This is a genomic window from Rhizobacter sp. P2_H3 (assembly GCF_056403355.1).
The window spans coordinates 49,847-64,239 of the sequence record NZ_JBFUFQ010000003.1 but is presented as its reverse complement, the minus strand read 5'-3'; the positions used below and the strand labels follow the sequence as shown (position 1 = coordinate 64,239).

13 protein-coding genes are annotated in these 14,393 nt (G+C 70.3%); 7 read left to right on the top strand and 6 right to left on the bottom strand.

Going from position 1 to position 14,393, the window contains the following annotated elements; genetic code table 11:
• The first annotated feature begins 15 nt into the window (after positions 1-15).
• Entirely contained in the window at positions 16-2,046 is a 2,031-nt protein-coding gene (locus tag AC1D1T_RS01175; protein ID WP_477991250.1) for a S9 family peptidase, read from the top strand.
• 33 nt (positions 2,047-2,079) lie between these two features.
• Here AC1D1T_RS01175 and AC1D1T_RS01170 read toward each other — a convergent pair whose 3' ends face one another.
• Genes AC1D1T_RS01170 through AC1D1T_RS01155 form a run of 4 tightly spaced genes read right to left on the bottom strand, consistent with a single transcriptional unit; the run spans position 2,080 to position 5,495 of the window.
• The gene (locus AC1D1T_RS01170; protein ID WP_477826168.1) at positions 2,080-2,769 is read right to left on the bottom strand and encodes a peptidylprolyl isomerase; all 690 of its coding nucleotides are present in this window, start codon (positions 2,767-2,769) and stop codon (positions 2,080-2,082) included.
• A 56-nt stretch (positions 2,770-2,825) separates the two neighbouring features.
• Entirely contained in the window at positions 2,826-3,653 is an 828-nt protein-coding gene (locus AC1D1T_RS01165; protein ID WP_047508314.1) for an ABC transporter permease, read from the bottom strand.
• Between the two features lie 4 nt (positions 3,654-3,657).
• The gene (locus AC1D1T_RS01160; protein ID WP_477842290.1) at positions 3,658-4,464 is read right to left on the bottom strand and encodes an ABC transporter ATP-binding protein; all 807 of its coding nucleotides are present in this window, start codon (positions 4,462-4,464) and stop codon (positions 3,658-3,660) included.
• Positions 4,461-5,495, bottom strand: coding sequence for an ABC transporter substrate-binding protein (locus tag AC1D1T_RS01155; RefSeq protein WP_465110295.1), 1,035 nt, complete (start codon positions 5,493-5,495; stop codon positions 4,461-4,463). Before AC1D1T_RS01155 ends, AC1D1T_RS01160 begins: the two co-directional genes overlap by 4 nt.
• A 221-nt stretch (positions 5,496-5,716) precedes the next feature.
• On the opposite strand from AC1D1T_RS01155, the gene AC1D1T_RS01150 reads away from it, so the two are divergent.
• From AC1D1T_RS01150 to AC1D1T_RS01135, 4 genes are all read left to right on the top strand, one after another.
• The gene (locus tag AC1D1T_RS01150) at positions 5,717-7,618 is read left to right on the top strand and encodes a hypothetical protein (protein WP_477825139.1); all 1,902 of its coding nucleotides are present in this window, start codon (positions 5,717-5,719) and stop codon (positions 7,616-7,618) included.
• Between the two features lie 91 nt (positions 7,619-7,709).
• The gene (locus tag AC1D1T_RS01145) at positions 7,710-9,047 is read left to right on the top strand and encodes a S1 family peptidase (RefSeq protein ID WP_477825138.1); all 1,338 of its coding nucleotides are present in this window, start codon (positions 7,710-7,712) and stop codon (positions 9,045-9,047) included.
• Entirely contained in the window at positions 9,029-10,033 is a 1,005-nt protein-coding gene (locus tag AC1D1T_RS01140) for an FHA domain-containing protein (protein ID WP_477825137.1), read from the top strand. Before AC1D1T_RS01145 ends, AC1D1T_RS01140 begins: the two co-directional genes overlap by 19 nt.
• The gene (locus tag AC1D1T_RS01135) at positions 9,996-10,811 is read left to right on the top strand and encodes an SDR family oxidoreductase (RefSeq protein ID WP_477825136.1); all 816 of its coding nucleotides are present in this window, start codon (positions 9,996-9,998) and stop codon (positions 10,809-10,811) included. The genes AC1D1T_RS01140 and AC1D1T_RS01135 overlap by 38 nt, the downstream gene beginning before the upstream one ends.
• A gap of 15 nt (positions 10,812-10,826) precedes the next feature.
• On the opposite strand, the gene AC1D1T_RS01130 is transcribed toward AC1D1T_RS01135, so the two are convergent.
• Positions 10,827-11,840: a septal ring lytic transglycosylase RlpA family protein gene (locus tag AC1D1T_RS01130; RefSeq protein ID WP_477825135.1), complete on the bottom strand. Its 1,014-nt coding sequence runs from the start codon at positions 11,838-11,840 to the stop codon at positions 10,827-10,829.
• Between the two features lie 50 nt (positions 11,841-11,890).
• Between AC1D1T_RS01130 and AC1D1T_RS01125 the strand changes: the two genes are divergently transcribed.
• Together AC1D1T_RS01125 and AC1D1T_RS01120 are read left to right on the top strand one after the other, a co-directional pair.
• A complete protein-coding gene (locus AC1D1T_RS01125; protein ID WP_477825134.1) occupies positions 11,891-12,757 on the top strand; it encodes a class II glutamine amidotransferase in 867 nt (288 codons plus the stop codon).
• Positions 12,735-13,715 (top strand): LysR family transcriptional regulator, encoded by a 981-nt coding sequence (locus AC1D1T_RS01120; protein ID WP_477825133.1) that lies wholly within the window; start codon positions 12,735-12,737, stop codon positions 13,713-13,715. The genes AC1D1T_RS01125 and AC1D1T_RS01120 overlap by 23 nt, the downstream gene beginning before the upstream one ends.
• A 12-nt stretch (positions 13,716-13,727) precedes the next feature.
• On the opposite strand, the gene AC1D1T_RS01115 is transcribed toward AC1D1T_RS01120, so the two are convergent.
• The gene (locus AC1D1T_RS01115) at positions 13,728-14,393 is read right to left on the bottom strand and encodes a DUF2799 domain-containing protein (RefSeq protein ID WP_477825132.1); all 666 of its coding nucleotides are present in this window, start codon (positions 14,391-14,393) and stop codon (positions 13,728-13,730) included.

Genomic DNA, 14,393 nt, shown 5'->3' with positions numbered 1-14,393 from the left:
ATCGGGAGGGCACGCATGCGTGCAATATGGAGGAAGGGCGCGCGCGCCCTGGGCGTGGCGCTGTGCGGCCTGTGCGTCGGCACGGCACTGCAGGCGRCTGAACCGGCGAAGGCGCCTGCGGGCGGACTGCTGCCGATCGAGCAGTTCACCAAGTGGCCGGACATTCAAAGCGTGCGGATCTCGCCGTCCGGGCGGCGACTGGCGCTGATCCTGACCGGCCCGACCGGGCGCTGGCGGCTCGGCGTGATGGACCTCGATCCGGTCGGGCAGATCCGCGTGGTGGCGGACTACACCGATGCCGACGTCAAGAGCGCGGACTGGGTCACCGACGACCGGCTGGTGTACGGGGCCGCCGACCCCGGTGCGGAGGTCCGGCAAGGAGGCTACGGTGTGTTTGCCGTCAACCACGACGGCAGCGGATACAACCAGTTGGTCTCGGCCCGCGACACGACGCAGGACCATGCACTCGTCAAGTCGCGCACTCTCCCGTGGGACTGGTACCTGCACTCGCCGGCCCGCGACGGCAGCAATGATGTCTTCCTCAAACACTATGTCTGGGGCAAGGCCGGTGTGCTGGCCAACATCCAGTTGGCGCGGATGGACACGGTGACGATGAAGCTGACCAACCTGAGCCAGGGCGCGCCCGACGGTGTGCGGGATTGGACACTCGATCGGCAGGGCCAGCCCCGTGTCGTGACGGCACAGAGAGATGGCAAGACGAGCGTTCACTGGCGCAATCCGAAGACGGACCGGTGGGAACAGGTGGCTGAGTTCGATTCGTACGACAGCCACGGTGCATCATTCGACCCGGAGATCATCGATGGCGCAGGCCAGTTGCTGGTCTCGGCGGGTATGAATACCGACACCCGCGGCATGTACCGCTTCGACTTCGCCGCGCGTCGCCTGGATCCGGAGCCGGTGATGAGCGTCAAGGGCTTCGACGTGGATGGCGGCTTCGAGGATGATCCCCGAACCGGTCAAGTCCTGGGCGTTCATTTCAGGGCCGACCGCCCGATCAGCGTCTGGTTCGATCCGGTGATGCAACGCCTGCAGCAGGCCCTCGATGCCGCGCTGCCCGCCGGCCGCAGCAACCGCATCATCTGCGGCGAGTGCGAGTCGACCCGCTTCTACGTCGTCCGCTCCACATCCGACCGCCAGCCAGGCGAGTACTTCCTGTTCGACAAGAAGAAGAACTCGCTGGAAAAGATCGCCTCGCAGCGCCCCTGGATCGACGAATCGACCCAGGGCACCCGCAGCTTTCACCGCGTGAAGATGCGCGACGGCCTCGCCATCCCGGTCTATATCACGAGCCCGAAAGGCGCCTCCGCCACCGAGCCGCTGCCTGCCGTGATGCTGGTCCACGGCGGCCCTTGGATCCGCGGGGCTGACATCAGCTGGCAGGCAGAGGCTCAGTTCCTCGCGTCACGCGGCTACCGTGTGATCCAACCGGAATTCCGTGGCAGCGAAGGTTACGGTGGCAACCTGTTCCGCGCCGGATGGAAGCAATGGGGGCTTGCGATGCAGGACGACCTCGCCGACTCGGTCAAGTGGGCCGCCGAGCAGAAGTTGGTCGACCCCGCGCGAGTGTGCATCTACGGTGGCAGCTATGGCGGCTACGCCGCGCTGATGGGTGCCATTGCCAGCCCCGGCGTCTACAAGTGCGCCGCCAGCTACGCAGGCGTCACCGACATCGACCTGATGCGCAACCTCGACTGGAGCGACATGTTCGATGACTACAAGAAGTACGGCATGCCCGTCCTGGTCGGCGATCCGGTGAAGGACGCCGCCCAGTTCGCGGCCACATCGCCGCTGAAGCGCGCCGGCGAAATCAAGATCCCGATCCTGCTCGCGCACGGCAGCCTGGACCGCCGCGTGCCGATCGAGCATGCGCGCAAGTTCGTCTCGGCTGCACAGGATGCGGGCGTGGACATCGAGATGGTCGATTACTTCGACGAAGGCCACTGCTTCTGCACGCCAACGAACCAGACCGACTTCTACCGCAAGCTCGAAGTCTTCCTCGCGAAATCGTTGAAGCCTGCGCGCTGACCCGCGACGCCCGGCCCATCGCCGGGCGATCCTTTACTTGAGCTGCTGGACCCAGAACGTCGCCGTCGGCACCGTCGGCACCGCGAAGTAGTCGACCTTCAGCGCGGTGATCTTGTCGAGGGTGTCGAACCCGGCGATGACCTTGCCGAACACCGCGTAGCCGTTCTGGTCGCAGTTCGCGCCCGTCGGCCGGATGTCCAGGCAGGCGTGGTTGTCGACCACGTTGAAGAAGAACTCGCTGGTCGCCGTGGCCGTGTTGGTGCTGCTCTGGCGCGCCATCGCGACCGTGCCCTTCACGTTGCTCAGGCCCTTGTCGCTCTCCAGCGCGATCGGGGCGTAGGTCGGGATGTGGGTCCAGTCGCCGCCGTAGCCACCGCCCTGCACGACGAAGCCCGCGACGACGCGGTGCAGCAGCGTGTTGTCGTAGCGCTTCGCGGCGACGTACTGCAGGAAATTCGCGACCGTGATCGGCGCCTTGTCGGCGTACAGCTCCATCACGATCTCGCCGTGCGTGGTGAGCATGCAGACGGTGTTCGTCGCGGTGCTGGCCGCAGCAGCGGCCTTGCCGGCATCGCTGCAGCTGGTCGTGGGCGTGGCCGGGATCGAGACCGGCGCGGGCGGGAAGGTGGGCGCCGCCGGGTACGAGGGACTGCTGCTGCCGCCACCGCCGCAGGCGGTCAGGGCAACCATCGCGAACAACGGGATCAGGCGAGAAGTCGACATGGGATTGAACGGAGGGTGGGCCGCCGATGGCGGCGAAGCCGCGATTCTCGGCGACTTCAGAGCTTCTCGGTCTCGCCGGTCTTCGGCTGCCATTTCATCAGCCGCCGCTCACCCCAGCCGACGGCCGCGTCCAGCAGCAGCGCGAAGGCCGTCAGCACCAGGATGCCGGCCATCACGGTGTTGATGTCGAACGAGCCCTCGGCCTGCAGGATCAGGTAGCCGACGCCCTCGGCCGAGCCGAGGTACTCGCCGACCACCGCACCGACGAAGGCCAGCCCCACGCTCGTGTGCAGCGAGCTGAACACCCAGCTGGTGGCGCTCGGCAGGTACACGTGGCGCAGCAGCTGGCGTCGGCTCGCGCCCAGCATGCGCGCGTTCGCGAGCACCACCGGGCTCACCTCCTTGACGCCCTGGTAGACGTTGAAGAAGACGATGAAGAACACCAGCGTGATGCCCAGCGCGACCTTGCTCGCGACGCCCAGGCCGAACCACACCGCGAAGATCGGCGCGAGGATCACGCGCGGCATCGAGTTCAGCGCCTTGATGTAGGGCTCGCAGATCGCCGCCGCCATCGGGCTGAGCGCGAGCCACAGCCCGCACCCGAGGCCCATCGCGGTGCCGAAGCCGAACGCGAGCACCGTCTCCTGCAGCGTGATCCACAGGTGGTGGTAGATGTCGGCGCCCGTCACGAACCAGGCCCACACGCGCGCGAAGATCTTCAGCGGCTCGCCGAAGAAGAACGCCGCCTGCCGGTCGTTCTCGAACAGGAACGGGCGGACCAGGCCGGGTGCGGTCAGCACGTGCCACAGCACGAAGATCGCGACCAGCAGGCCGAGCTGCCACAGGCGCAGGTTGCCCGGGCGGGGCTTGATGTACTTCCACATGGCGTCAGGCTGCGAGTTGCTGCTGATAACCCTTGACCACCTCGTCGCGCAGCACCGACCAGATCGCCTGGTGCAGCTCGACGAAGCGGGGCGCGGTGCGCACCTCGGCCACGTCGCGCGGCCGCTCGAGGTCGATGCGGAACTCGCCGATCGGGTGCGAGCCCGGCCCGGCGCTCAGGCAGACGACGCGGTCGCTCATCGCGATCGCTTCATCGAGGTCGTGCGTGATGAACAGCACCGCCTTCTTCTTGGCGGCCCACAGTGCCAGCACCTCGTTCTCCATCAGCTGCCGGGTCTGGATGTCGAGCGCCGAGAACGGCTCGTCCATCAGGATGATGTCCGGGTCGAGCGCAAGCGTCTGCGCGAGGCTCACCCGCTTGCGCATGCCGCCCGACAGCTGGTGCGGGTAGCGGTCGCCGAAGCCGCCCAGGCCGACGCGGCGCAGCCACTCGCCGGCCTGCGCCTTCGCATCGGCGACGCCGCGGAACTCCAGCCCGGCCATCACGTTGCGCAGCGCGGTGCGCCACGGCATCAGGCTCTCGGCCTGGAACAGGTAGCCGGCCCGCGCGTTCAATCCCGCCAGCGGGCGCCCGAAGACATGCACCGTGCCGCTGCTCGGCGTCAGCAGCCCGGCGGCCATGTTCAGCAGCGTGCTCTTGCCGCAGCCGGTCGGCCCGACCACCGAGACGAACTCGCCGGCGCCGACGGTCAGCGAGACATCGCGCACCGCGGTGTAGCGCTGGCCCGGGTCGTCGCGCGAGATGAAGGTGCAGCTGACGCCGTCGAACTGCAGTGCGGAGGCCTCGGTCATGCTTTCGGGTACTTCGCGTTGGCCTTCTTCACGAACTCGTTCGTGTAGACCGCCTGCAGGTCCAGCTTCGCCGCGGCGATCTCCGGGTCGACGCTGGCCAGTGCGCGCCGCGCCGTCTCGGGGCCGGCCTCGGGGAACAGCCCGTCCACGGACAGCGCGCCCTTCGCGGCGAGGAAGGCGTCGATGTAGACCGCGCGGTCGCCCAGCAGGTAGCTCTCGGGCACCGCCTTGATGATCTCGCCCGGGCCTGCTGCCTGGATCCACTTGTCGGCCCGCACCAGCGCATTCGCCAGCGCCTGCGTCGCGAGCGGGTTCTTGTCGATGAAGGTCTGCGGCGCGTACAGGCAGCCGGCCGGCATCGGGCCGCCGAACACCTTGTCGGCCTCGGCGACGATGCGGGTGTCGGAGATGATCTTCAGGTCGCCGCTGCGCTGCAGCAGCGTGATCACCGGGTCGAGGTTGCTCATCGCGTCGATCTGGCCGGAGCGCATCGCCGCGACCGCGCCGCTGCCGGCTCCCACGCCGATGATCGACACGTCGCTCGCCTTCAACCCCGCCTTCGCGAGCACGAAGTTTGCGAGCACGTTGGTCGACGACCCGGGCGCGGTGACGCCGATCTTCTTGCCCTTCAGGTCGGCCACGCCCTTGAAGGCGGGCATCGTCTTCGGGTTGATGCCGAGCACGATCTGCGGCGCCCGGCCCTGCAGCGCGAAGGCGCGCATGCGCTGGCCCTTGACCTGCATGTTCAGCGTGTGTTCGAACGCACCCGACACGACGTCGGCGCTGCCGCCCACCACCGCCTGCAGCGCGCGCGAGCCGCCGGCGAAGTCGGCGATCGTCACCTCCAGCCCCTCGGCCTTGAAGTAGCCGAGGCTCTCGGCGATGGTCAGCGGCAGGTAGTACAGCAGGTTCTTGCCGCCGACCGCGATGGTCAGCTTCGGCTTGTCGAGCGCCTGCGCGTGCAGCAGGGCAGGAAAGGCGGCCACCGCGCCGGCGGCGGCGCTGCGCAGGAGGATGTCACGACGTTGCATGGTGCGAGATCCGGGGGTCCGAGGAAGCGGCAACTTTAGCCCCGATGACCGGTCGGGCCGTGAGGGTTGCTGCGTAGGCGCTGCCGCGTCACGAAGTCACGTTCGCGCGGGAAGCCCCGGCTCAAGGCGGCAGTGCCCCCGCCGAAGACTGTTCACCACGGGCCGCCGGAAACCGATTCCGGGATGGCGCCGTGCGGTATTGCCGGTCGCGAAGGAGCGCCATGAACCTCGGATCCCCCCGTTTCGCCCTCTCCGTTCTGGCCGTGCTCGCACTGGCCGCCTGCGGCGGCTCGCCGTCGTCGCAGAGCGCCGCGCCGGTGAACGTCACCCCGACCACGCAGCTCGCCGGCTCGGTCGCGGTCGGCGCCCCGATCACCGGCGGCACGCTGCGCATCCTGGACGCCGACGGCGTGCTCGTCGCGCACGACATCGCAGTCGCGGCCGACGGCAGCTTCACGGTGCCCGAGCTCACGGGCAAGGCACCGTTCCGCATCGAGGCCTGCGGCTATGCCGGCGCGAACTACCAGTGCCTGTACTCGGTCGCGCAAGGTCCCGGCACCGCCAACGTGACGCCGCTGACCAGCGCCACCGTGCTGCTGGCCACCGGCCAGTCGCCGGTCGAGCTGATGGCGGGCAGCAGCAGCGTGCTCGATGCCAGCGCCGTCGCCGGCGCGCAGACCCAGCTGCGGGCCGGCCTGTCGGGCGTGCTCAGCGGCAACGTCGCGGCGAACTTCGACTTCATCACCGGCGCGCTGTCGGCCGGATCGCGCAGCGGCTACGACAAGGTGCTCGACGCCGTCGGCGTGACGACCGGCGTCGACGACAAGGCCTTCGTGCAGATCACGCCGCGCCTGGGCAGCGGCAACCTCTACCTCGAGCAGGGCTCGACACTCGGCGCGGTGACCGTGGCCAACGGCGCGGGCGAGCTATCGCTCGGCGGGCTCGAGACGCTGTTCGCGAACATGACGCAGGCGCTGGCCAGCGCCCCCGCGTGCAGCAGCGGCCTCGCATCGCAGCTCGCGAGCGGCGCGCGCATGAGCACCGACGACGGTGCCCCGCTGACCGGCGCCGCTGCGGTGGCCGCCGGCCTGTGCGAGATGTTCGCGTCGCAGGAGATGTTCGGCTCGCGGCTGCTGAGCCCGACGCTCGGCCGCTGCGACCTCGACGGCGCGCAGCCGGTGTGCCGCGTCAGCTTCGTGCTGCAGGACCAGGCCGGCGGCGTGCAGCCGGTGGGCAGCGGCATGGGCGTCACGCGCGAGGGCGGCGCGTGGAAATTCCTCGGCGACGTCGACCCGGTGCAGCTGCATGCATCGGCGAAGGCACAGCGCGACGTGCGCATCGACGGCGACACGCCGGTCGTCAGCTACTCGCGTGCGATCGCCTTCGACATCCAGGCCGTCACCGGCCTGCAGTGCGCGCAGGTGGTGCAGCGCAATGCCGACCAGGCGCTGGTGACGATCGCGTACTACAAGCGCTTCGGTGCCGACGTGCCGCGGCTGTCGCTGTGGCAGCAGAACGGGTTCAGCAACGAACGCAGCCTGGACCCCGCCGCGGGCGCACTGCGCAGCGCCGACGACACCTGGGTGGCGCTGCCTGACGGCGATGCCGGCGATGCGGTGGTGCGCAACTTCTTCCGCGGCGGCCGCACCGTCACCGTCAACACCTTCAGCGACGATGCCTGCAGCGCGCCGTTCGCGGTCTCCGGCCGCAGCAGCTTCGAGGTCGACGTCGAAGGCGTGCCGCCGGTCTGGGCCGCGATGCCCAACCTGCCGTGGACAGACCTGACCAGCGCCGGCCGGCAGGCGCTGCTCGACCTCGCGCTCGATGCCAACGCCGGCACCACGCTCAACCTGGCATGGACCTTCAGCCACGGCACGCTCGGCCTCGACAGCGGTTCGATCTGCAGCGACCGTTCGCAATGCGGCCAGGGCGGCAGCGGGCGCATCGCCGATTTCCGGCTGCGCCCGGGCGCGACCTCGGCGGCGATCGCCGTCACCAACGGCGGCACCGCGCTGCCGGCGACGGGCTACAAGATGCTCGCGCTGTACGGCCGCACCGGCGACGGGCTCGACCTGCAGAGCAACGCGATCGCGTGCACGCCCGGCACGACCGAGTGCCACTGAGCGTGTAGCCCGGATGCCAATCCGGGTTCCACGGTCATGAATCCCGGATTGGCATCCGGGCTACGGGGGCCGCCCCCGTAGAATGAATTCGATGAGACTGATTCACGCCCTAGCGTTCGTGCTCTGCGGGGCCGTCACGGCGCCGGTGATGGCACAGACGGCGCCCGCCAAGGCCGCTCCCCCCGACCCGCCGGCCTCCGCGCCGGTGTCGCTGTCGGCCCGCAAGGTCTACGAGCAGGCCCGCTCGCAGCTGGTGCAGATCCGCACCGTGCTGAAGGGCCAGGCGAGCCAGACCTCGGTGGGCTCCGGCTTCCTGGTGTCGGCCCAGGGGCACATGATCACCAACTTCCACGTCGTCGCCGAGGCTGCGCTGCAGCCCGAGCGCCACGACCTGGTGTCGGTCACCGCCGACGGCCGCGAGGCGCCGGTGAAGATCCTGATGCTCGACGTGCTGCACGACCTCGCGCTGCTGAAGATGGCCGATGCCAAGGCCGCCGCCACCTTCGATGCCCTGCCGTTCCGGCCCGAGGGGCAGAAGCTCGCGCAGGGCGAGCGCATGTACTCGCTCGGCAACCCGCTGGACGTCGGCTTCGCGGTGATCGAGGGCAACTACAACGGCCTCGTCGAGCGCTCGTTCTACCCGCAGATCTTCTTCGCCGGCTCGCTGAGCGGCGGCATGAGCGGCGGCCCCGCGCTCGACCAGGAGGGCCGCGTGATCGGCGTCAACGTCGCGCGGCGCGTCGACGGCGAGCAGGTCAGCTTCCTGGTGCCGGCCACCTTCGCGAGCGCGCTGCTGGCCCGCGGGCGCGACGCCGCACCGCTCGCGCTGCCCGCCTGGCCGGTGCTGACCGAGCAGATGATGGCGCACCAGCAGCTGCTGACCGACCGCTTCATCGCGCAGGGCTGGAAGCTCGCGACGCACCCGCGCTACCAGGTGCCGGTGCCGCCCGACCGCTTCATGCGCTGCTGGGGCAGCAGCGAGCCGTCGCGCACCGGCGGGCTCGATTTCGAGCGCTCCGACTGCGTGATGGACACCCGCATCTTCATGGGCGAGTTCACGACCGGCGCGGTCTCGGTGCGCCACGAGAGCTACGACGGCCGCAAGCTCGGCACGCTGCGCTTCTCGGCGCGCTATGCGCAGAGCTTCCGCAACGAGCACTTCGACCGCCGCCGCCCCGACCAGCAGACGCGCCCGCAGTGCCATGAGGATTTCATCGACCGGGGCGGCCTGCCGCTGCGCGCCGTGGTCTGCGTGCGCGCCTACAAGAAGCTGCCGAAGCTGTACGACGTGTCGGTGCTGGTGGCCACGCTCGACGAACCGAAAACCGGCGTGCAGGGCCGCTTCGACGCCCAGGGCGTCAGCTATCCGAACGCGATGAAACTCGCACAGCACTACCTGGAGGCCTACGCATGGGTGCCGTCGCGCTGATCGAAGTGCTGGAACGCGACGGCACGCCGCGCCACGGCGTGGCGGTGCCGCAGTGGCCGTTGCGGGTCGGGCGCGCGCTCGACAACGACCTGGTGCTCGACGACCCGCACGTCGCGCCGCACCACCTGGTGATCGACCGCGACGAGTCCGGCGCGTTCGTGCTGGTGGGCGAGACGATCAACGGCGCGCTGCTCGGCACGCAGCGGGTGGAGGCCGGCGCGCGCGGCGCGGTCGGCGATGCGCCGCTCGCGATCACGATCGGCCGCGTGCACCTGCGGCTGCGCCTGGCCGAGCATGCGCTCGCCCCCGAGCTGCGGCTGGACCCGACGCGTTCGCTCGCGCAGGGCCTGCCGCTGCTCGCGCTGCTGCTGGTGCTGGTCGGCGCGATGCAGGTGTTCAACATCTACCTCGACACCGACCCCGACGGCTTCGTGCGCGCCCTCGGCAGCAGCGCGATCTCGGCGATCGTCGGGCTGCTGGGCTGGTGCGGCGTGTGGACGCTGCTGTCCAAGCTGTTCACGCGCCAGGGGCATTTCGGCTGGCACCTGCGCGTGGTGCTGATCGCGGTGCTGGCGTGGGAGCTGATCAGCGGCGCGACGCAGCTGCTGTCGTTCTCGCTGTCGTGGCCGTGGCTGAGCGACTTCAGGTTCGTGCTCGGCTATGCGGTGGGCGCCACGCTGCTGTACTTCCACATGCTGGCGGTCGAGCCCTACCGGCACCGCCGCGTGCGGCAGGCGGCGGTCGCGATGGCGCTGGTCGGCACGGCGCTCAGCCTGTGGTTCAACTGGCAGGGCGGCGACCGCCTGGGCAGCGAGCTCTACATGAGCCACCTGTTCCCGCCGGCGCTGCGCGTCGCGAAGCCGGTCGACACCGCCACCTTCATGAAGGGCGTGGCGGAACTGCAGGCCACGCTCGACGCGAAGGCCAAGCGCAAGGAGGATGCAGGCGATGACGACAACGGCGAAGGTGGCGGCGACGACGAGTGACCTGGCCAATGCGGCGCGCGGCCGCACGGTGCTGGTGACCGGCGGCAGCCGCGGCATCGGCGCCGCGGCCGCCGTGTGCTGCGCGGAGCTGGGTTTCGACGTGGTGGTGAACTACACCCGCGATGCGGCCGCGGCGCAGGCGGTGGTCGACCGCGTGCTCGCGCTCGGCCGGCGCGCGATCGCGGTGCAGGCCGACGTGTCGGTCGAGGCGCAGGTGATCTCGATGTTCGGGCAGGTCGATGCGGCAGGGCGCGACGGCCAGGTGGCGGCGCTGCACGGCCTGGTCAACAACGCCGGTGTCGTCGACCGGGCGACCCGCGTCGAACAGATCGACGGCGCGCGCCTGCAGCGCATGTTCGCGATCAACGTGTTCGGCAGCTTCCTGTGCGCGCGCGAGGCGGTGAAGCGGCTGTCGACACGCCACGGCGGGCCGGGCGGCGCGATCGTCAACCTGTCGTCGGCTGCGGCGCGGCTGGGCGGCCCGGGGCAGTACGTCGACTATGCCGCCGCGAAGGGCGCGATCGACACCTTCACGATCGGCCTGGCGCGCGAGGTGGCCACCGAAGGCATCCGCGTGAACGCGGTGCGGCCGGGAATCATCGAGACCGACATCCACGCCTCCGGCGGACAGCCCGACCGGGTGCAGCAGCTGGCGCCGCAGGTGCCGATGCAGCGCGCCGGCACGGCCGACGAAGTGGGGCGCGCGATCGCGTGGCTGCTGTCCGATGCGGCGAGCTACACCACCGGCAGCCTGCTGGACGTGACCGGCGGCCGCTGAGGCCGACGGCTCCGTTCAGCGGCGCTCGACGATCAACGGCACCAGCTTCAACGCCTCGCGGATGCGGGCGGCGGCATCCTGCGCCTCGCCGCGGCTCGGGTAGGGCCCGGCCTGCAACCGGAAGATCGACGGCTCGCTGAACACCGCGAGCAAGGGCGCCAGCCAGTCGAGTTCGCCGGACACGCGGCGCTGGAACTCCTCGGCGCCATCGCGCTGCTTGAACGCGCCGAGTTGCACCCAGAAGCCTTGTGCCGCGGTCGTGAAGGCGCGGCTGGGCTTCGGGTCGACCGGCGCATCGGGGGCCGATGCAGCCGGCAGCTCGGGGATCGGTACGGCGGCGACCGGCACCGGCAAGGGGGTCGACACGGCAGCCGGCAATGGCGAGGGCAATGGCGCAGGGGTCGGCGCAGGCGCAGGCGCCGCAGCCACCTCCGTCGCGCCCCCATCGCGCCGCCACGACCCGGCGCGGATCTGCTCGAACGTGATGCGCTCGACCTCGACCGGCGCAACGCCGTTCAGCACGCCGAGCTTCAGCGCCGCGGTGTAGCTCAGGTCGATCACGCGGCCCGGGTGGAACGGGCCGCGGTCATTGACGCGCACGATCACCTCGCGCCCGTTGGCCGGGTTGCGCACCCGGGCGTAGCTCGGGATCGGCATCGTCTTGTGCGCGGCCGTCATCGTGTACATGTTGTAGACCTCGCCGCTCGCGGTGCGCTTGCCGTGGAACTTGCGGCCGTACCACGAGGCGAGCCCCTTCTCGGTCAACGGGCTGTCGTCGCGCTGCGGCGTGTAGTCCTTGCCGAGCACCTCGTAGGGCTTGTTCGGCCCGCCCGGGCGGATCGGTTCGACCTGCGGTTGCGCATCGGGCACGCGCGCGAGGTCGGGGGGCGGCTTCGCTTCGGGTCCGTCGCGGGACGACGATTTCGGCGGGCCCGAGGCGCACGCCGCCAGCAACGCCGCGACGCACAGCATCGAGAGGTGGTGCCTGTGCTCGCGCAGCTCGCGGGCGATCGCATCGAACTTCGTCATTTCTCCTCAATTGGAGGCCACGATGCCGCGTATTGAACACCAGATCTGCCATGTGTCAGCTACTCGGGATGAGCTCCAGCGCGAATGCCGCGATCACTTTCTCGTTCACCGGCTTCGCGCAACGCGGCGGCCGCACCGGCGACCATGCCGACGGCTGGGGCATCGCTTTCTACGAGCGATCCGGCTGCCGCATCTTTCTCGACGATCAGCCGGCCTGCGATTCGCCGCTGGCCGAATTCGTCAGCCGCTACCCGATCAAGTCGAAGATCGTGCTGGCCCACCTCCGCAAGGCCACGCAGGGCGAGCCGATGCTGTCGAACAGCCACCCGTTCCAGCGCGAGTGGGGCGGCCAGTCCTGGATCTTCGCGACCAACGGCGACCTGCGCGATTTCCACCCGCCGCTGCGCGGGCCCTTCCTGCCGATCGGCAGCACCGACAGCGAGAAGGCCTTCTGCTGGCTGCTGCAGCAGCTGCGCGAGCGCTTCGGCAACCGGCCGCAACCGCCGGGCTGGCTCGAGATGGCGCCGTGCGTGGCCGAGCTGTGCGCCTCGATTGCGCGGCACGGCAACTTCAACATCCTGCTGTCCAACGGCCAGGGCTTGTACGCGCACTGCTCCAGCCGGCTGGTGGTGCTGGAGCGCCGCCACCCGTTCCCGACCGCCCGCCTGGTCGACTGCGACGTGTCGCTCGACCTGGGCGTGCTGAACCGGCGCGACGACCGCATGGTCGTCATCGCGACCGCGCCGCTCACGGTCGACGAACCCTGGTCGCCGCTGAAGACCGGCGAATCGCGGCTGTTCGTCGACGGCGAAGCGGTCTGGCGCCACACGCACCCCGACACCCGGATGTTCCCGGCTCCGACGACGCACAGCGGCCGGGAAGGCAACGATGCCGATGGACGTCCGATGGCTCGATGATTTCCAGGCGGTGATCGACTGCGGCAGCTTCACGCACGCGGCGCAGCGCCGCGGCGTCTCGCAGTCGGGGCTGTCGCGGCGCATCCAGGCACTGGAGCAGTGGGTCGGCGCGCCGTTGTTCGATCGCCTGGCGCAGCCGCTGCTGCTGACGGCGGCGGGGCGCCGCTTCGCGCCGCTGGCGATCGGCTTGCATTCGATGCTCGATGCCGCGCAAGGGCAGGATCCATGGCGCATCCGCCGCAATCCCCATGCCGTGACGATCGCCGTCGCCGACGGACTCGAGGCCGGCCTGCTGCCGCTGCTGCTCGGGCGCATCCGGCGCAGCTGCCCCGACACGGCGTTGCGCGTCGTCAGCCACGACGAGCGCCACGCGCGCGCCTCGCTGCTGTCGGGCCGCGCGCTGCTGTGGGTGGTGGCCCAGGATCCACAAGCGGCGGTCGACCTCGCCCCGGAGTTGTTCCACGCCAAGCTGGTCGCGCGCGACCGCCTGATGCCGGTGGTGGGCGCGCGCGGCGGCCAGCCGCTGTTCGAGCTGCCGGGCACGCCGCAGCGGCCGGTGCCGGTCGTCGACTATGCGGTTGCGCATCCGCTGGCGAGCTTCCTGAACCGGCGCCTGGCGCGTGAGCGCACGCTGCCCCACCTGCGCGTGGCCGGCGTCGCGCAGAGCATGTCCGGCCTGCACGCGCTGGTGGCGCAGGGGCTCGGGCTCGGCATGGTCTACGAGTCGATGGTGAGCCACGAACTGCGGGCCGGCGAGCTGCTGTGCGCCCAGCCGCGCTGGACCGCGCCGGTCGAGGTGTTGATGGTGCGGCCGCGCCACGTCCTGCGCGGCAGCCCGGCGGCCGTGCTGGCGCACGCGATCTGGGAGCAGACCGCCGAGCTGCCCGAAGAGCCGCGCCATCCGCCGGCGACCTCGGCGGCGCGCACTGCGCTGCTCGTCAGCGACGTCGTGAGCTGAGCGTCGCGATGTTCAGAGCGACAGCGCCGACAGCTCGGCCTGGCGGATGAGGCGGCGCGTCGCGGCCTCGTCGGCATCCAGCTGGCGCAGCTGCCGCCGGGCGGTGTCGCGCTGGTCGGCGCTCGACTTGTCGTCGGCCAGCACCTTCCGCTGCTCGGTCGCATCGCGCAGGATGCCGTCGAGCCGGTTGTTCAGCGCGCGCAGTTCGGTGCCCATGCGCAGGCCGGCGTTGAACGGCCCCGCGAGATCCGCCGGACAGGTGTTGCGGTAGGTGCCGCCGAGCCGCGCGAACTCGTAGCCGCTGCGCGCGGTGCAGAAGCTGATCAGGCCCATCTCGTAGCCGGTCTGGTAGGCGTTGCCGACCGGCACCGGCGCGCACAGCGGCGCCGACACCTTGCCGAGCGTCGCATCGTTCTCGCCGAGTTCACCGGTGCAGTAGGCGCGCTGCCCGTCGGCATGGCCCGCGGCATAGGCGCTGCGGTCGGCGCCGATGTCGTTCTTGCGGCAGGCGTCGGCACGCGCGGTGAAGCGCTCGATCGTCAGGCCTTGCGAAGCATCGCGGCGGCCGAGTTCGCGCCAGTCGGCCTTCAGGCAATCGTCCTTGCTCATCACCGAGCAGCCGGCGAGGAAGGTGGCGCAGAGGGCGGCGAGGGTCAGGGTGCGCAGCGTGGGGGTCAT